This window comes from Neptuniibacter sp. (genome assembly GCF_024231755.1).
Classification (GTDB): Bacteria; Pseudomonadota; Gammaproteobacteria; order Pseudomonadales; family Balneatricaceae; genus Neptuniibacter.
On sequence record NZ_JAAEQH010000109.1, the window covers coordinates 1 to 18,091 of the forward strand.

Annotated in this window: 16 protein-coding genes; 10 read left to right on the forward strand and 6 right to left on the reverse strand. The window is 45.7% G+C overall.

Annotated features, from left to right (window positions below; genetic code table 11):
• The 3 genes from atpD to GY843_RS05620 form a co-directional block, all read left to right on the forward strand.
• Positions 1-1,353 (forward strand): F0F1 ATP synthase subunit beta (gene atpD / locus GY843_RS05610; protein WP_297307375.1); only part of this gene is annotated, 1,353 nt, incomplete at its 5' end.
• Between the two features lie 32 nt (positions 1,354-1,385).
• On the forward strand, positions 1,386-1,811 hold the full coding sequence (locus GY843_RS05615) for a F0F1 ATP synthase subunit epsilon (RefSeq protein ID WP_297307377.1): 426 nt from the start codon (positions 1,386-1,388) through the stop codon (positions 1,809-1,811).
• A 120-nt stretch (positions 1,812-1,931) separates the two neighbouring features.
• The gene (locus tag GY843_RS05620; RefSeq protein ID WP_297307379.1) at positions 1,932-2,693 is read left to right on the forward strand and encodes an ABC transporter substrate-binding protein; all 762 of its coding nucleotides are present in this window, start codon (positions 1,932-1,934) and stop codon (positions 2,691-2,693) included.
• A gap of 174 nt (positions 2,694-2,867) precedes the next feature.
• On the opposite strand, the gene GY843_RS05625 is transcribed toward GY843_RS05620, so the two are convergent.
• Positions 2,868-3,608, reverse strand: coding sequence for a TrmB family transcriptional regulator (locus GY843_RS05625; RefSeq protein WP_297307381.1), 741 nt, complete (start codon positions 3,606-3,608; stop codon positions 2,868-2,870).
• Between the two features lie 93 nt (positions 3,609-3,701).
• Here GY843_RS05625 and glmU point away from each other — a divergent pair, with 93 nt between their 5' ends.
• Both glmU and glmS read left to right on the forward strand, forming a co-directional pair.
• Positions 3,702-5,069, forward strand: coding sequence for a bifunctional UDP-N-acetylglucosamine diphosphorylase/glucosamine-1-phosphate N-acetyltransferase GlmU (gene glmU, locus GY843_RS05630; protein WP_297307383.1), 1,368 nt, complete (start codon positions 3,702-3,704; stop codon positions 5,067-5,069).
• A gap of 2 nt (positions 5,070-5,071) precedes the next feature.
• A complete protein-coding gene (glmS, locus tag GY843_RS05635; RefSeq protein ID WP_297307385.1) occupies positions 5,072-6,895 on the forward strand; it encodes a glutamine--fructose-6-phosphate transaminase (isomerizing) in 1,824 nt (607 codons plus the stop codon).
• 51 nt (positions 6,896-6,946) lie between these two features.
• Here glmS and GY843_RS05640 read toward each other — a convergent pair whose 3' ends face one another.
• Positions 6,947-9,808 (reverse strand): bifunctional diguanylate cyclase/phosphodiesterase, encoded by a 2,862-nt coding sequence (locus GY843_RS05640; RefSeq protein WP_297307388.1) that lies wholly within the window; start codon positions 9,806-9,808, stop codon positions 6,947-6,949.
• A 522-nt stretch (positions 9,809-10,330) separates the two neighbouring features.
• Positions 10,331-10,630 carry a helix-turn-helix transcriptional regulator gene (locus GY843_RS05645; RefSeq protein ID WP_297307390.1) on the reverse strand — a complete coding sequence of 100 codons (300 nt, stop codon included), beginning with the start codon at positions 10,628-10,630 and terminating at the stop codon, positions 10,331-10,333.
• Between the two features lie 107 nt (positions 10,631-10,737).
• On the opposite strand from GY843_RS05645, the gene GY843_RS05650 reads away from it, so the two are divergent.
• Positions 10,738-11,754: a permease gene (locus GY843_RS05650; RefSeq protein ID WP_297307392.1), complete on the forward strand. Its 1,017-nt coding sequence runs from the start codon at positions 10,738-10,740 to the stop codon at positions 11,752-11,754.
• Positions 11,755-11,842: 88 nt separating this feature from the next.
• On the opposite strand, the gene folE2 is transcribed toward GY843_RS05650, so the two are convergent.
• Positions 11,843-12,778: a GTP cyclohydrolase FolE2 gene (gene folE2 / locus GY843_RS05655; protein WP_297307394.1), complete on the reverse strand. Its 936-nt coding sequence runs from the start codon at positions 12,776-12,778 to the stop codon at positions 11,843-11,845.
• Between the two features lie 587 nt (positions 12,779-13,365).
• Between folE2 and GY843_RS05660 the strand changes: the two genes are divergently transcribed.
• Positions 13,366-14,856: an FMN-binding glutamate synthase family protein gene (locus GY843_RS05660; RefSeq protein ID WP_297307396.1), complete on the forward strand. Its 1,491-nt coding sequence runs from the start codon at positions 13,366-13,368 to the stop codon at positions 14,854-14,856.
• 55 nt (positions 14,857-14,911) lie between these two features.
• On the opposite strand, the gene GY843_RS05665 is transcribed toward GY843_RS05660, so the two are convergent.
• The gene (locus GY843_RS05665; protein WP_297307398.1) at positions 14,912-15,109 is read right to left on the reverse strand and encodes a PA3496 family putative envelope integrity protein; all 198 of its coding nucleotides are present in this window, start codon (positions 15,107-15,109) and stop codon (positions 14,912-14,914) included.
• A gap of 594 nt (positions 15,110-15,703) precedes the next feature.
• The gene (locus tag GY843_RS05670; RefSeq protein ID WP_297307401.1) at positions 15,704-16,552 is read right to left on the reverse strand and encodes an SIS domain-containing protein; all 849 of its coding nucleotides are present in this window, start codon (positions 16,550-16,552) and stop codon (positions 15,704-15,706) included.
• A 208-nt stretch (positions 16,553-16,760) separates the two neighbouring features.
• On the opposite strand from GY843_RS05670, the gene GY843_RS05675 reads away from it, so the two are divergent.
• The 3 genes from GY843_RS05675 to GY843_RS05685 are packed head-to-tail and all read left to right on the forward strand — an operon-like array spanning position 16,761 to position 18,064.
• Positions 16,761-17,360 carry a YjaG family protein gene (locus tag GY843_RS05675; protein WP_297307403.1) on the forward strand — a complete coding sequence of 200 codons (600 nt, stop codon included), beginning with the start codon at positions 16,761-16,763 and terminating at the stop codon, positions 17,358-17,360.
• On the forward strand, positions 17,360-17,626 hold the full coding sequence (locus GY843_RS05680; RefSeq protein ID WP_297307405.1) for a hypothetical protein: 267 nt from the start codon (positions 17,360-17,362) through the stop codon (positions 17,624-17,626). Before GY843_RS05675 ends, GY843_RS05680 begins: the two co-directional genes overlap by 1 nt.
• Positions 17,627-17,635: 9 nt before the next feature.
• Positions 17,636-18,064, forward strand: coding sequence for a hypothetical protein (locus GY843_RS05685; RefSeq protein WP_297307407.1), 429 nt, complete (start codon positions 17,636-17,638; stop codon positions 18,062-18,064).
• Positions 18,065-18,091: the final 27 nt, after the last annotated feature.

An 18,091-nucleotide genomic window follows, 5' to 3' on the forward strand; every position in this document is an offset into this window, starting at 1 on the left:
ATTATCGGTGCGGTAGTAGACGTGGAATTTCCACGTGATTCAGTACCGAAGGTATACGACGCTCTGACCGTAACTAAAAACGGTCTGACGCTGGAAGTTCAGCAGCAGCTGGGCGACGGTGTTGTTCGTGCGATCGCAATGGGTCAGACCGAAGGCGTTAGCCGTGGTCAGGACGTTGCAAACACTGGTGCGCCAGTTTCTGTACCTGTAGGTACAGCAACACTGGGTCGTATCATGGACGTACTGGGTAACCCAATTGATGAGTGTGGCGAAATTGGTGAAGAAGAGCGTATGCCTATTCACCGTAAAGCGCCTTCTTATGACGAGCAGGCAGCATCTAACGAACTGCTGGAAACTGGTATCAAGGTAATCGACCTGGTATGCCCGTTTGCGAAAGGTGGTAAAGTTGGTCTGTTCGGTGGTGCGGGTGTAGGTAAAACCGTAAACATGATGGAGCTGATCCGTAACATCGCGATCGAGCACTCAGGTTTCTCCGTATTCGCCGGCGTAGGTGAGCGTACTCGTGAGGGTAACGACTTCTACTACGAGATGAAAGAATCCAACGTACTGGATAAAGTATCTCTGGTTTACGGTCAGATGAATGAGCCTCCAGGTAACCGTCTGCGTGTAGCGCTGACAGGCCTGACGATGGCTGAGAAATTCCGTGACGAAGGTCGTGACGTACTGTTGTTCGTAGACAACATCTACCGTTACACACTGGCAGGTACTGAGGTATCAGCACTGCTAGGTCGTATGCCTTCTGCGGTAGGTTACCAGCCAACTCTGGCGGAAGAGATGGGCGTTCTTCAGGAGCGTATCACTTCTACTAAGACTGGTTCCATCACGTCTATCCAGGCGGTATATGTACCTGCGGATGACTTGACTGACCCATCTCCAGCGACAACCTTCTCTCACCTTGACGCAACAGTAGTACTGTCTCGTCAGATCGCAGAGCTGGGTATCTACCCTGCGGTTGACCCACTGGATTCAACTTCTCGTCAGCTAGACCCACTGGTTATCGGTACTGAGCACTATGAAGTTGCTCGTCAGGTACAGGGTGTACTACAGCGCTATAAAGAGCTGAAAGACATCATCGCGATCCTGGGTATGGACGAACTGTCTGAAGAAGATAAGTCTCTGGTAGCACGTGCTCGTAAGATCCAGCGCTTCCTGTCTCAGCCATTCTTCGTAGCTGAAGTATTCACCGGTTCTCCTGGTAAATACGTGTCTCTGAAAGACACTATCAGCGGCTTTAAAGGTATCTTGGAAGGCCAGTACGACGAACTGCCAGAGCAGGCGTTCTACATGGTTGGCGGTATCGACGAAGTGATCGAGAAAGCTAAAGGCATGTAATTGCCTTTAGCTAACCTTTACGAGGTATAAATATGGCTATGACTGTTCATTGCGACATCGTAAGTGCTGAAGAAGAACTCTTCTCTGGCCTGATCGAATTCGTATCCGTAACAGGTAGCCTGGGTGATCTGGGTGTATACCCAGGCCACGCTCCGCTTCTGACGGAACTGAAACCAGGCCCTGTCGAGCTACGCAAACAGGGTGGCGAGCAGGATATCTTTTACGTATCCGGTGGCTTCTTTGAAGTACAGCCTAACAAGGTAACTATCCTTGCAGACACTGCTCTGCATGCGGCAGACCTTGATGAAGCTGCGGCTCAAGAAGCACAGAAACATGCTGAACAGGCGATGGCTGACAAAACTTCCGAGTTCGAATACTCGAAAGCAGCCACCCAGCTTGCAGAAGCTGCAGCGCAGCTTCGTACCGTACAGCAGATTCGTAAGAAACTGGGTCGTTAAGACTCACTGCTTACAATCCACAGTTCAAAAGGCAACCTTCGGGTTGCCTTTTTTTGTGCACAACATAAATCAAGTACGGATCAGCTATAATGCAGATTCTGTAATCCAGATTTATATAGAATGAAAAAGTTCGCTGTTGTTCTGTTGCTTTTGCTAAGTCAGTACACGTCTGCAGATGATGAAAAAACTATTCGTGTGGCAGCAATAGACTGGTGTCCACAGCTTTGCCTTCAGCAAGAACAAAATGGTTACATCCTCGACATAGTCAAAGAAGTATTTAGAGGTACAGGTTATAAGGTCACTGTTGAGGTATACCCATGGAGCCGTGCACTAGCCCTCACAAAGTCAGGAGATGTAGAAGCTGTATTAGCACCTGCAAAGGCCGAAGCTCCAAATTTACTTTATCCAGAGTATGAGGTGGGTACGCAAAGCATGTGCTTTTTCTCTGAGAAGCCCAACCCTTGGAGATACTTATCAACCGACAGCTTGAAAAATTTACAATTCGGAATTGCAACAGACACTTCAATAGAAGAATTGAATCAATACGTAGCGGATAATCCGCAACAATTTCAGTTCCAACCATACTTCGGCGGTTACATTCACCAACAAGCCAGAAAAGTAATGAAAGGGCGTATAGATGCTTTCCTGTTTACTAAAAACAGCACCGTGTATGAGCTTTCTAGGCTAGGCTTGATGAGCAAGTTCAAAATATCAGGCTGTGTTAATAACACCAATGTGTATATGGCATTTTCATCCAACCCAGACCGTGAAAGTATTATCCGTCCATTAATAGAGCTTTTTGATTCTCGCATGGAGATGATCAGAAACTCGGAAATAATCCCTAACATAATGCAAAAATATGGTCTCCAAGACTGGAGATAAAAATACATTGTGCCACTTGAGACTAAGGCTATCAGAGTAAATCAAACCGATCACATAACCTCGCATCTTGGGTGTTAAGGTTTTCCTAGCCACTAGCAGCTGCGAAGCAGCGTTCTAGCTACTGGTTGCGAAGCGTGCTGCTTTTATAAGTAGCTATGTATAAGCGCCATGCGCTTATAAAAGTCTCCAAAGCGTATCAAATATTATCTTCTGCGCCGCTGCCACTTCCGCAGAATCAATCACCACGGCTGTAGGGTAGTTCTCTGAAGCTAATGAGATAATCGCACACTTAGGTGGATAGATAGCGATATAGGCGGCATCCACCTTACCCTCAGTTTTAATCCATTTACGTTCTGATAGCAGGGCGTCTTCACCACCATCCCCAATGGCTATAGCACGAACGTTAATACCACGCTGTATCCGCTGGTTTGTGAAGTTAGGGAAGGGTCTGTAGAGGTGTTTTCGGATCGGCTTTGAGGAGAACACTGAGTAGCTTTCAGCCTCGGAGTTAGAAACCGTATTTAGGATATCTTTGAGGACGTGTTCGATACCGTCATCACCCTCATAGAAGCTGACATTGCTAGCGTTAAAGTCCGGTTTGAGGTGTTGTAGTTCAGGAATTATATTCTGCTTTAGCTCTTCCATCGCCCTATCAAGCCCTTGACGGCGTTCTTCGGCCAGTTGCAGAAGTATCTGTGGATCTACAGGGGCGAATAGTCGGCGCTTACCTTTTGGCTGGTAAGTGACAATTCCTTTCTGCTGCATCTCCTTAAGACTCTCGTATGCACTACCTCTATTTATGCCGGATTTATCAGCAATTGTACGTATAGAGCTAGCACCTAAGGAGAGTAGGGCTTTGTAGATAGCCACTTCACGTGGGTTTACACCGAGAAGGGAAAAAACTTCATCATTCATAATTGTCATTAAATTTGTGACAAAAGGGATTGTATAGCGCTATTTTTACTTTAAAGTGCATACAAAATAAAGCGTAACTATCAAGGAAAGGCCATGTCTGTAGACGTTGTCATCTTAGCTGCCGGTCAGGGTAGCCGTATGAAATCAAAACTGCCTAAGGTTCTGCACCAAGTAGGTGGCAAAGCCATGGTGCAGCATGTGATCGATACCGCAGCTCAGTTGGGAGACGTGAACACTCATGTTGTGATTGGCCATGGAGCAGACCTGTTACGTGAATCACTCCAAGGTCAGCGGGTGAATTTTGCTCTGCAATCTGAGCAGAAGGGCACAGGCCATGCTGTAGCCCAGGCGATGCCGGAAGTATCCGAGGATAGTGTGGTACTGGTACTTTACGGAGATGTGCCGCTGACTAAAGCTGAGACCATGTCACAAATGGTTGAAATTGCTGCGACAGGAGATCTGGCTCTACTTACTGTCGACCTGAAAGATCCAACGGGTTATGGCCGTATCGTTCGAAATAGTGCAGATAAGGTTGTTGCCATTGTTGAACATAAAGATGCTTCGCCAGAGCAACATAAGATCAGTGAAGTAAACACGGGAATCCTGGCTGTTAAAAGTCAGTATCTGCGTAATTGGTTACCACAGCTTTCATCGGAAAATGCTCAGGGTGAGTACTACCTTACAGATATTATCGCGATGGCTGCAGAACAGGGTCTAACAATCAGTGCCATTCAGCCGGATGCTGAAGAGGAAGTGCAGGGTGTTAACAACCGTGTTCAGTTGGCTGAGCTGGAACGCTGGTATCAGTTGCAACAGGCTGAGTACCTAATGATAAATGGTGCAACACTAGCTGACCCAAATCGTATAGATGTGCGTGGCAATGTAAAAATCGGCCAGGATCTGCTGATCGATATTAACGTTGTCCTGGAAGGTGATGTCACGCTGGGTGATAACGTTGTCATTGAGCCCAATTGCTATCTTAAGAACTGCACAGTCGGTGCGGGAACTCGTATTAAAGCGAACACCGTTATTGAAGACGCAGCTATTGCTGAAAACTGCGATATAGGTCCGTTTGCCCGTATACGTCCGGGTACGCAGCTTTCCAATAAAGCTAAAGTGGGTAACTTTGTTGAGACCAAGAAAGCGATTGTTGGTGAAGGCAGTAAGATTAACCATCTTTCATACATTGGTGATGCAATCTTAGGAAAAGATGTGAATATTGGTGCGGGCACTATCACCTGTAACTACGACGGTGTGAATAAGTCGACGACTGCGATCGGCGATAATGCATTCATCGGTTCCAACACTGCATTGGTTGCGCCAGTTCAGGTAGGTTCGATGGCGACTGTCGGGGCAGGCTCAACTATCAGTAAAAGCGTATCTGATGATGCGTTAGCTGTGACTCGCTCAAAACAAACTGAAATTAAAAACTGGCCTCGCCCACAGAAGAAAGGAAGCTAATTATGTGCGGCATTGTTGGTGCTGTAGCAGCACGCCCAGTACAAGAGATTCTTCTAGAAGGTCTGCGCCGTTTGGAATATCGCGGTTATGACTCCGCCGGTGTTGCGTTACAAACCGATGAGGGCATTCAGCGCTGTCGTCGCACCGGTAAGGTTCAGGCATTGGCTGATGGCCTTCAGGAGAACCCGCTGAGTGGTACAACGGGTATTGCCCATACACGTTGGGCGACTCATGGTGTGCCTAATGAGGCCAACGCTCATCCGCATATGTCAGGCGATCAACTGGCAGTGGTTCACAACGGTATTATCGAGAACTTTGAAGAGCTGAAAGCGGAGCTGCAGTCAGATGGTTTCGTATTCAGCTCCGATACTGACACAGAAGTAATTGCTCACCTGTTGGCGAGAGAGTTGCAATCAGTTAGTTCCCTTCACTCAGCTGTGGCCAATATTATTGGTCAACTGGAAGGTGCTTATGCACTGGGTGTGATTGAGAAATCTGATCCAAGCCAACTGGTAACTGCGCGTAAAGGCAGCCCACTGGTAATCGGTATCGGCATTGGTGAGAACTTTATCGCATCAGACCAGCTTGCTCTGCTGCAGGTTACCGACCGTTTTATGTTCCTTGAAGATGGCGATGTGGCAACGCTGACTGCTGACAGTATCACTGTAACTGATGCTAACGGGGCTAAAGCAGAACGTGAGGTTTCCCAGTTTGAACATGGGATCAGTTCAGCGGATAAAGGTGAGTTTAAGCACTTTATGCTCAAAGAGATCTATGAGCAGCCGGAAGTGATTAAAGCTTGCCTGGAAGGGCGGGTCAGTGGCGATAAATTACTGGAGCAGTGCTTCGGCGCAAAAGCTGCAGATATCTTTGATCAGGTAAAGCAGGTCCAGATTATCGCCTGTGGTACCAGCTTCCACGCAGGCCTGATTGCAAAGTACTGGATCGAGGATCTGGTGGGTATCCCTTGTATGGTAGAGGTAGCCAGTGAATACCGTTACCGCACAGTGGTTATCCCGGAAGGTACTTTGTTTCTGACAATATCTCAGTCTGGTGAGACTGCAGATACTCTGGCGGCTTTGCGTGAAGTACAAACCCGTGTATTGGCTTCTCTGGTCATTTGTAATGTACCTGGTAGTTCACTGGTACGTGAATCTGATCTGGCATTGATGACCAATGCAGGCCCAGAGATCGGTGTTGCTTCCACCAAAGCCTTTTCCACCCAATTGGTTGCTTTGATGCTGACAACTATTGCCCTGGGGCGTCGTAATGGTCTCAGTTCAGCATCTGAAGCAGCGATTATTCAGGCGCTGAAGCAACTGCCACAGCAGGTAAGCAGTGCGCTGGCGATGGATAAAGATATCGAGCTGATGGCGCAGCCATTTGCCGAGAAAAATCACTCCTTGTTCCTTGGTCGTGGCACTTTGTACCCAGTGGCTAAGGAGGGGGCGCTAAAGCTGAAAGAGATCTCCTATATTCATGCTGAGTCCTACCCGGCAGGTGAGCTGAAACATGGCCCTCTGGCATTGGTTGATAAAGAGATGCCTGTGGTGGCTGTTGCCCCGCAAAACGATATGCTCGATAAGCTTAAGGCAAATCTACAGGAAGTACGTGCCCGTGGTGGTGAACTGTTCGTTTTTGCCGGCTCAGAGAAAGTTCATTCTGAGGAGGGTATCCATGTTCTTTCAATGCCGGAGTGTGATGAGATTATGCAGCCTGTGCTGTACACCATTCCGTTGCAATTGCTGTCGTATCATGTTGCCGTGTTAAAAGGTACGGATGTGGATCAGCCTAGAAACTTAGCGAAATCGGTAACTGTTGAGTAATTCAGCGATTATCAGGCAGGTCTGAGCATAATCTGCTCATATAGGGCCTGCCTATTGCGATTTATCACGATGCTTTTCCCATTCTAAAAATGCTTCAGGGGTAAGGGGATGAGCGAACAGAAACCCCTGAACTTCAGTGCATTCCTTTTCTAGTAAGAAGTCAGCTTGGATATGACTTTCTACACCTTCTGCAATAACTTCAAGATTCAATGCTTTTCCCATCGCTATGACTGCTTCTGCTAAGGCCATGTCATTGGGATCAGAAGGTATATCTCGTATAAATGATTGGTCTATCTTTAGCTTATCTATGGGTAGTTGCTTCAGATAAGACAGAGACGAATAACCCGTACCAAAGTCGTCAATAGCTAGCTCAATTCCCATCTCTTTAAAGCCACTCAATACATTAATAGCGTGCTGAGGGTCTTTCATAATAAAGCTCTCAGTCACTTCCAGCCCTAGCCTATTAGTTGGAAAACCGCTTGCTCTTAGGCACTCTTGTACGGTTTCAGTGAAGGACTCATCATGTAATTGAGTTGCGGAAACATTGACATAAATACGCCCAAAATTAACGCCTGATTCCAACCAGTTAACGCCCTGTTGACAAGCCGTATGTAAAATCCAGGCACCAAGTTCTCTAATCAAACCACTATTTTCCGCTATGGGGATGAATGAATCTGGTGGGATAAGGCCTCTCTCAGGATGTTGCCAACGGACTAATGCCTCGACTCCTACTATTGAATGGTCTTCAATTCTTAGTTGAGGCTGATAAACCACAAAGAACTGAGATTGTTCCAGAGCATCCCTCAATGCACTTTGCACAAAGCTATGTTCGAGCGCCTGTTCTGTCATCTCCGCGGTATAGAATTTATAAGTATTACGTCCGGCTTCTTTAGCCTCATACATCGCTGAGTCTGAAAAGCTGAGAAGGTCATCAGCGTCGCTACTGTTATCCGGGCTAACAGCTATACCCATACTGGCCGAGACTCTTAGCATATGCTCATCAATCTGAATCTGCTGGCTGAAAACGCTAAGTATCTTTTCTACGATAGGTACAATATCTGTAACGTTTTGAATGTCTTCAAGAATCAGACAGAACTCATCACCACTAATTCGGCCTACGGTATCACCGACCCGGACGACTTGGCGAAGGCGAGAGGCAATTTTGGCGAGTAACTGGTCTCCAACTCCATGACCTAGGGTATCGTTAATATTTTTAAATCGGTCAAGATCGAGGAACAAAACAGCGACCTTCGTTTTCTTCCTTACTGACATTGAAAGGCTGTGTATCAGTCGTTCACGAAAGAGTAGGCGATTAGGAAGTTCTGTCAGTGCGTCATAGTGGGCTAAATGATCTAAACGCGCCTCGGTTTCTTTCAGTGAAGTTATATCAGCGAATACACCTACGTATCCTGATGGTTGCTGGCCTTGTTTAAAATCGATTGCATTAATAGTAAGGATTTCGGGGTAAATAGCGCCACTCTTAGCGCGATTCCATACCTCACCATGCCAATGTCCGAGAGTTTTTACCTGCTTCCACATGTTTTCGTAAAAGCTGATGTCGTGCCTGCCTGATTGCAAGATACGTGGATTCTGACCAATCACTTCATCTCTGCTAAAGCCCGTGATTTTAGTGAATGCCTCATTTACATCCACAATCGTTCCACTATGGTCAGTAATAGCAACACCTTCGCCGGTACTTCTGAAGACTGCGGCGGCTTGGTTTAGTCGACTTTCAGCTTCAATACGCTCAGTTACATCTTCAATATAGCCTTCAATGGTTTGTGTTGAAGAGCCTATAGCAACGCCTCTACCTTGTTCCTCCATCCATCTGTTATCGCCACTGGCGTTCCTGATTTTGTATAAGACCTTGTAAGCTTTATTACTCTTGAGCGAATCTTGTACTGCAGCCCAGATATATTCCCGAAATTCAGGCTCAATGAGTTGTGAATAAGAGAAACAGCGGTTATTAATCAAACTGTCGGCAGTATATCCAAATAGTGTTTCGCAACGATCACTTAAATAGAGCATGGTCCAATCCCGATCGTTTAAGCATTGAAATGCAACGCCTGGAAGATTGCCAATCAGTGTGCTTAATTGTGCTTCAGAGCTTACCAACGCTTTTTCTTGGATTATGCGTTGTGTAATGTCTTCACCGATAGAATGGTAGCTTTCAATTTCCCCTTGGTCGTTGAAAATTGCACGATTGGTCCAGCGCTGCCAACCAATATTTCCATCGGGAAGAAGTACTCTGTGCTCATGGACAAAGGAAGGCTCGGAAGTATCAAGTCCTGATATGCTGGATATTAATGCCGGACGGTCACTTTCAGGAATTAAATTGAGGAAGTTTGAGCCTACAAGCTCCTCAGATGTGCGATTAAATAGGTCGCAGTATGGTTGGTTAACAAATATGATCTCACCACCGGGTTTATATGTGCAGATCATTACCGGAAAGTCTTCAAACACGCCTTTGTATCTTTGCTCGCTTTCGCGTAGCGCTTGTTCTGCTAAGGCTTTGTCTGTTTTATCAATTGCTTGTATCAGATAACCGGTGAGGTTGTTTTCTGAATCAAAAAGCGCAATGGTTACCGAGTCGGCATGCCGAATTGAACCATCATGTGTTTCGTAAACATCATCGGAAAAAATAGGTGTTTGAGTTTTCAGAGCTTTTTTGAGGCGTTTTTTCCAGATCGACTCCCACTCGGGTAAGTGCTGCCATGACGCCGAGTCCCAAAAGTATTTACCTACAAAGTCATCGCGAGTATAGCCTTGTTGAGTTAAGGCGACCTGATTGACGTTAATCACTTTACCATCAGGTGCAAGAATAGCCATAAACTGAAACTGATGGTCAAAGACAATTTCGAATAAATCGCTGTTGTTTTTTAGGTTTGTAAGATACTTGGAATCGTTATCCATATTTTTCAAATGACTAGAACATATTTCGTAGCTTTAAGTTTGTAGGAAATCGCGAGGCTTATAGGAAAAGCCTAGTAGGTAAATCATTTATCAGCAATCGGTAAGGCATTAAAACAAAGCTATACTGATCCTCCAAAAACTCTTAAAAGAATTAATATTTTTGGTTCTCTACCTTCTGCTTTAAGGGGAGGTTTATCAGCCTAAGCGCTAGTTATAAGTTGGGGGGTACTGGAAATAACTTTTATGCTCAGTCTAGGCCTGATTCTGTAGGGGCCTCAATGAGTTAGGCTGGTTCAGGAAAGCCCCTTCACAATCGTAAATTGGTAGCTTGGAGGATGTTTAATGCTCAACCTTTGTAATAGCTTGCAAGGATTAATAGTGGAGTCGGCACCTTAGCCGGGGCTTGTGTGTACATCTCAATCGGGTAATCAACAAATGTCATCGCACCAGAAATATTACCTGAATCGCAAGTAATTCTTAGGTTTGCGCTATGATATTAAGCGCCTTAGTGAGAAATTTGGGCTAGCAATGTGTAATATCGTTAACACAGCATTCTTCTTTTAGAAAACCGATCAACTCGTCCAACTCCTCGTATTGTGGCACACAGTAAAGGGTCCTTCCTTCCCTACGTTGCTTAACCAAACCAACAGAAACTAAGCGGGTAATATGGTGGGATAGAGTAGAACCAGGCACTTCCAATGCGGTTTGAATTTCCCCTACAGGCACCCCTTGTTTTCCGCCTCTAACCAGATAGCGAAAGATTGATAATCGTGTGCTGTGGCCCAGTTCGGCTAAACGTTTGGCTGCTAAATCGATTTCCATTATTGATCACCAGAAATATTATATTTCGATAATAATAGAAATAATTTGACAGCTCAAATATCTATAGATAATAATATTTCCATATATTTAGAAATATGGAATTTATTATGAGTGATGAATTACTAACAATGTTCCAGGAAGTATTGGGAATGTTTATCTTTCTGGGTGTAGAGCTCACAACACTGTTTCTGTTGATCAGTTTTCTGGTTGGGGTAATCCAGGCCTGGATTCCTGCAGAGAAAATTCAATCTATTCTTAGTTCCAAAGGGGGCAGGGGTTATGTTTCTGCTGCTGCACTGGGGAGCATCACCCCTTTTTGTAGCTGCTCGACCATCCCTATGCTAGCGGGATTACTTAAAGCCAGAGCAGGTTTGGGGCCCACCATTACCTTCTTGTTTACTTCTCCGTTGTTGAATCCAATCATTATCGGTTTGTTTCTCGTGACTTTTGGTTGGCAGGTAACAGTAACCTACGCTCTTTTCGCTCTTTTGGTTTCTGTGAGCGCGGGTTATTTCCTCGAGAAGTTTGGATTTGCGCGTTATATACGTGAGGAGGTGCTTTCAGGTGAAGCTTCAGGAGGATGTGAAGCAGGCCAGGGCAGTAGTTGTTCGGAGTCTGCTACACAGGTGAAATCATCCTGCTGTCCTGATAATACCGAGAACAGTACAGAAGTGGAGATCTGTTGTGATGGCACAGCGGTAGTAAATGCCCCTCGGTTTGATTGGGCCAAGATTTGGCAGGAAACCTGGCAGCAGTTTATAGGTGTCTGGCCTTATCTGTTGATTGGCGTTGCTATTGGAGCATTTACCTACGGGTTTATACCGGCAGATGTTATCGCTGAATATGCAGGAGAAGATAACCCACTGGCAGTACCGATTGCCGCTGTTATTGGTATCCCGCTTTATATCCGAGCGGCGGCTGTGATCCCGTTGTCTGGGGCATTGATAGCTAAAGGCATGGCGTTAGGTTCTGTGATGGCTCTGATTATCGGTAGTGCTGGAGCTAGTTTGACGGAGGTTATTCTGCTGCGTTCACTGTTTAAAACACCCATGATCGTAGCATTCCTGCTTATTGTATTGGGGATGGCGATCAGTGCAGGTTTTATGTTTAACCTGTTATTTTAATCACTGAACATAATGAACGGTATGGATCGTTTATTTAGAAATAAAAAAGGCTGCTTAGAGCAGCCTTCTTTTTGTTCAGCGGGTAGATTTAGCTGTAATCAGCTGGGCTATATCCGCCCTCAATACCTTTGGAAGCAAGTGCTACTGCATCATGAGCGTGAAGGCTCTCAAAGTGTTCTACTTTTAGCCAGAAGTCAGTGTACTGCTCCTGATTCTGCAGTGCGTGTTTCACGCGGCGGGCCGCATCTTCACAAAACATCAGGTTGTGACCATTCAGTCGAGCAAATTCCTGTTCATCAGCGCGTTTAACTGCAGTCTGAACGGGCGTTTTCAGAGCATCTTCAACTAGATCGATAAGATCAGTTAACGGGAATGCGCCCATATCTTTGCTCAGTTTTACCCAGGCTGTTGCCTGACTACGCTGACTGTGCGGTGTCGCAAAAGAGCCCTTTTCTGACTTCAGCCAGTTTTCAACATCTTCGGCGCTAAAGCTGCCCTTGCCCGCGAAATCATCAGTGAATGCCTGAGCCAACAGCTGACGAGACAGGGCTGCTGAACAAGGGCAGGTTGATGAATATGGAACACGGGTTGCCAGCTCGAGAATCACTTCATCATCTTTCAGCGTTGCACGTAGTGTAGTTGAGTAGCTTTTCCAGCCACTGTTATCACTTTTCAGAGCATCACGCTTGATTAGAAAATCGAAGTCGAAGTTCAGGAATACCTGCGTAGAGATATCGTGATGGCTATCCAGTAGATGTGACAGGAAATCTGTCAGAGCAGGCACGTTCAGTGTCTGATTCTCAAAGAAGTTACTTAATGCCAGATACAAGCGGGACATGTGAATTCCCTTAACCTTCGGATTTACCAGGTTAACGTAGGTATTCACGCGTGCTTCAATGTTGTTCACACCGAGCTTATTGTCTTCGAACTGCAGTGGGACAGTGATCCCATTCATGCCCACCCAGTCCAGAGAACCGTGGATCTCCGGGTTTTGATGACTGGTAACGTCAGGCAAATTAGTCATGTATCTGGTCTTCCAATTGGGTTGTAACAAATCAATGTCTGGATATACGTATTACTTGCCAGGCCACAAACAGGCAATGTTTCAGGCGACAGCTCTATCCAGGTTGTATTCTGCTAAATATGGGCGTTTTCTTAAAAAACAAGTTTAAGCAGAAACTTTCACCGCTGCGACTCTATTATAGAGATAGCAGATGCTGAATATTTTTTGGAAATATGATCGAGCAAAGCGGAGAGCGACGTACGATACCGCTACCTAATGGTCTTTGGCAAACCTCATTAGTGAATAATTACAAAATAGCTCAATAATCTTAAATTTTAGTAAGACTTTGACGCTTTTCGTCATTATATCTCTATATTTGCCAAGGTTATTCGGCCAAATAAAGTAGATATATCAGCTGAAATTGAAATAGTCAGAAAAATATTGCTTCTGACTATTTACTCTCAGCCGATAACCCCTTAAAAACATAGTAAAAATGCTGGCAAATCTAAGAACAGAGCCAAATGCATTCGGCTGTAGGGAGCTGAATGCTTTGCAGATGATGATCATCCTGGCTTGTTTACAGGTTTTGCGAAGGGGAGTGCCACTGCATGAATGAATCACTGACTAACTTTGCAATCACGTTTATTGCATTTGTTGGTATAGCTTTTCTGGTTCTGTTTGTTATCGCTGTTATCACCGCCCTGGTGATTTACCAGATCGATAAACATCAGACTGCACAAACCATCCGACGAAATTATCCTCTGATCGGTCGTTTTAGGTACCTGTTTGAGCATGTAGGTGAGTTCTTCCGTCAGTACTTCTTTGCGATGGATCGGGAGGAGATGCCGTTTAACCGTGCCCAACGTTCCTGGGTCTATAGAGCAGCAAAGAATGTGGATAGTACTATCGCGTTTGGTTCATCCCGTGATCTGCGTATCCCTGGCACCTACTACTTTTTGAATTGCCCTTTCCCAACCCTGAAAGAAGATGCAGTAAGAACTCAACCTCTACGTATTGGCCCCTACTGTGATCAGCCATACGACGCCCCTTCCTTCTTTAACATCTCTGGTATGAGCTATGGAGCGATGTCCCGTCCAGCTATTGAAGCGTTGGCACAGGGGGCGAAAAAGGCAAACTGCTGGATGAATACAGGTGAAGGTGGCGTATCACCTTTCCACCTTGAGGCCGGTTGTGACATTGTTTATCAGATAGGTACTGCTAAGTATGGCCTGCGCGATGAGAACGGTAATTTCTGTGAAGAGAAACTCCGGGAAAAAGGTGCTATCCCTCAGGTCAAGATGTTTGAGATCAAGCTGAGTCAGGGAGCGAAGCCAGGCAAGGGTGGGATTTTGCCAGGTGAAAAAGTTACCGAAGAGATCGCAGCTGTGCGTGGCATCCCTGTCGGTGAAGATTCATTGAGCCCGAACCGCCACCCAGATATCGCCAGTATTGATGATCTGCTGGATATGATCGAAAAGGTTCGTACCATTACCGGCAAACCCTGTGGCTTCAAAATGGTTTTGGGTGAGTCGGAATGGATTGATGAGTTCCTCTCTGCCGTAAACAAACGTGGGGCGGAGAGTGCTCCTGACTTTATCACTATCGATAGTAGTGATGGTGGTACCGGTGCTGCACCGATGCCGTTGATGGATAGTGTTGGCTTACCTCTACGTGAGAGTTTACCGATTGTGGTTAACAAGCTGATGGCACATGATCTGCGCGAGCGCATCAGGGTCATCGCTTCAGGTAAATTGATTAACCCAACGGATGTCGGCGCAGCTATCTGTATGGGGGCTGACTTTGCGGTGACCGGGCGTGGTTTTATGTTTGCTTTGGGGTGCATTCAGGCGTTGCAGTGTAATAAGAACACCTGCCCAACAGGGATCACAACACATGATCCAGATTTGCAGCGAGGCTTGGTGCCAATGGTCAAAGCTGACCGGGTGGCAAACTACCATAATCATCTGGTGCATGAAGTGGAGATGATTGCCCACTCATGCGGTGTAACAGAGCCGCGCAAACTTAAACGTAAGCACTGTGCAATTGTTGTTGAAGGCAGTCGTTCAATTCCTCTGAATATTCTCTATCCAGAGTATTGATAGCCGAGCGTAATACGTAAAAAGCCAGTCATAAGACTGGCTTTTTATTTAAGAGTTATTCGTCGAACCAGCATTCATCAATGTAGGATGATAGCTCCTTCTCCTCCTGGCGCTGTTCGATTGCACGTCGCGCTTTTAGTGCACGGCGCGAAGCCAGCTTTTTTCGTGACAATTGTTCTTCTTCTTCGAAACCCACCATGAGGTCAAACACTTCAATCTGGGTTTCATTCATGTCTTGTGATTTGTTCAACATAAATTGACTCCTGATCTAGGGAGCCTGCGAACAAGTCCTGTAAGTGCTCTGCAAGTCCTGTAGCTTGTAGAAGCAAGGCGCAGTTCGCTGTTAATGGCCATAGTCCTTAACAAGAGCTGCAACAAAGCAGATACATGCTACAGGGCTTGCCCTTCGGGGCTTCACTGGAGACACATACTCAGCGTCAGTACTTTTTGCAATGTCTAGACATTCCGGCAAAGTACTTTCTTGATTATGAGACTCCAGTGAAGCCAGAGCGCCTACAAGATTTATTCGTAGGTTCCCTGGTTTTCTGGTCAGAAGGCTCATTAGGTGCCAGCTAAGTAAGGCACCTCAATGAGGGCTCTGAATCAGCCTTAAACTCAGTTTTATAATAGCTGTAAATAAATTACAAACAGTTTTGCTAGGAAAAATTGGCTTATTCTATTGTGCGCCGCACAGCTGTAAGCCGCATGAGCCTTGAAAACTGGGGAGATAGTAGTGGTAAGCTATTGCAGCAATATGAATAAAATATGTACAAAAAATGACAAGCGAAAAATGCCCGTCATTCTTTGTTATTGGCAGGTTTTATGCGGAGGTAAATTGATAACGCCTTTAATTCTGGCGTAGTGAACGAAGGCTGCGTTTGATCGTTTTTAGATGATCTATCAGCCCTGGCCCCAATTTCATAGCAACACCCACCGCAAGCACATCAATCACCACTAGGTGCAGAACTCGTGAGGACATCAAAGTACTTAGGTCCTTATCCTCTTCCAAATCGATATGGATAGGGATACTGGCAAGGTTGGCCAGAGGAGTATCACTTGGACATAAAGAGATAACGGTTGTACCGGTTTCTTTTACAAGTTTAACGGTGTGCAGCAGGTCCTTTGTACGACCGGTCTGTGAGATAGCAACTACTACATCGCGATCATCCAATGAAACAGCAGAGATCGCTTGCATATGGGGGTCGGAATAAGAGGTCGATGATACTTTCAGGCGGTGGAATTTGTGAGCGGCATCAGTACACACAGGGGCTGATGCACCAAAACCATAAAATTCCACACGGCGTGCTTTCGCTAGTGAATCAATCGCATCTTCGATGGTTTCTGTATCCAGCTGTTCTTTAATGTTGAGCAGGTTACCGATCATGGAATCGAAGATCTTTTCTTTAAACTCGGTAACCGTATCTTTGGAGTTCAGGGAGAACTGCTCAAAGTTGGTATTGCTGGCTAAGCCTTGAGCGAGGGTCAGCTTGAAATCCTGGAAACCGTCAAAGTTCAATGCACGGCAGAAACGCACAACAGTAGGCTCGCTGACGTTTGCTTCAGTCGCAAGATCAACGATACGCATATGAATCACGTCATTAGCGTGCTGCAGCACGTAGTCAGCGACTTTCTGTTCTGATTTTCTTAAGTCTTCACGCGCTTCTGCAATCGACTTAAGTAAGTTGACCGAAATCAAAGTGTTACCTCACAAGCTCATACCCGGAAGGGATTATAGCAACCTTACCGTAAGCAATTAAATCTATGTAGTTAAATTACAGTCTAGTTTCTGTTGAGGCTTATAAATGGGCAAAAAATAAAAAAACGCTGTATCAACGTAGGAATTTCACTACAAATAAACATAAAGGCGTTACAATGAGCGCTTTCCAACAGATCTGGTGAGATAGATGTCTGATCAACGCTTTGATAAAGAGTTTTACGATCTTAATGATTGGCAGCTGGCAGCTTTCTGTGCGGCTATATCTGAGCGGATGTTTCCCAATTTTGCTCTGTTCGCCAACCTTATGGAGTTTGGTGATGCCGATAAGATGCGTCAGATCTTAAACGGAGTTTGGGATAATCTTGGCAATACCGGGGCAAAAATGAACTTTGAGGTTCAGCTCGACAAAGTTGAAGCCAATATGCCAGATCTGGAAGAGTTCGATATGTATGGCGCTTCACCTGCGCTCGATGCAGTCGTCGCATTGTTTTCCACGTTGAATACAGTGATTGCCGCTGATGCTAGTGAAGTGATCACCGTGGGTAATATGTCCCGTGAATGTGTAGCTACGTTTATTGAGCTGAGCGCTGATGACCAGATGTCGGATGATGAGCTGGTGCGCTACATCAATACCCATGAACTGATGCAGCAGGAAGATGATTTCCAGGCGGATATTCTGGAAATTATTCAGGATGACCTGTCTCGTTCGGAAGCTCTCAAAGAACTGCGTGAACTAGCCCATAACGATGGTTACAGTAATATTGGCATCAGTGATAGTGAAAGCTGATGTTAAAACTGGGTTTAATTCTTCTTGTAGTGCCGGCTCTGGCACTGATGATAGTGTTTTTTGTTGATCAGTCGGCGGTAACAGCCTGTCTGGAACAAGGCGGCTCGTATAATTACCGTCTGGGCGAGTGTGACCTGCAACAGAAACATGACTTTATTCCACTCATCGCGCGTTACCCTCTGCTGATTAATGGTTCGATGCTACTTTCTGTAATCGGACTAATGATGTGTATGAAAGGTTTATTGTGGCGACCACCGTCACGTTAAGGAAACTTCATGATTAAGAAATTTATCTGGGGCATCTTATTCGCAATTGCGGCGGTAATTTTTGTTGCCTGGTTGACACAGGATCAGTGGTTACCACAGTGGAATCAGGATCTGGCAGAAGAGTCGGTGGAGTATCGCGAACGGGGTCTAAGCCTCGGGGAAAGAGCTAATCAGCAAGCCTGCCTGGATGAAGCGTTGACTAGTTTTAACACTTGTTCCGGTTTTGCCTGCACCATTAAACACGGCAAGTTCCTTAAAGCCTGTTTGGAAGTTGCATCCCCGGCAGAGGGATTCTGTGATGAGGTTCCTGAGTTTAATGAAGAGCCTACAGAAGATGATAAAAGCTGGGCGAGACACTACTGCTGGGATCGGGATATTCGTGGTGAAGGTTGCCGTTTGTTGATGCGACAGCAGCAGCTGTTCTGTTCGCAACAGTAATACACTCACTGTTTTGTTGAAGGGGAA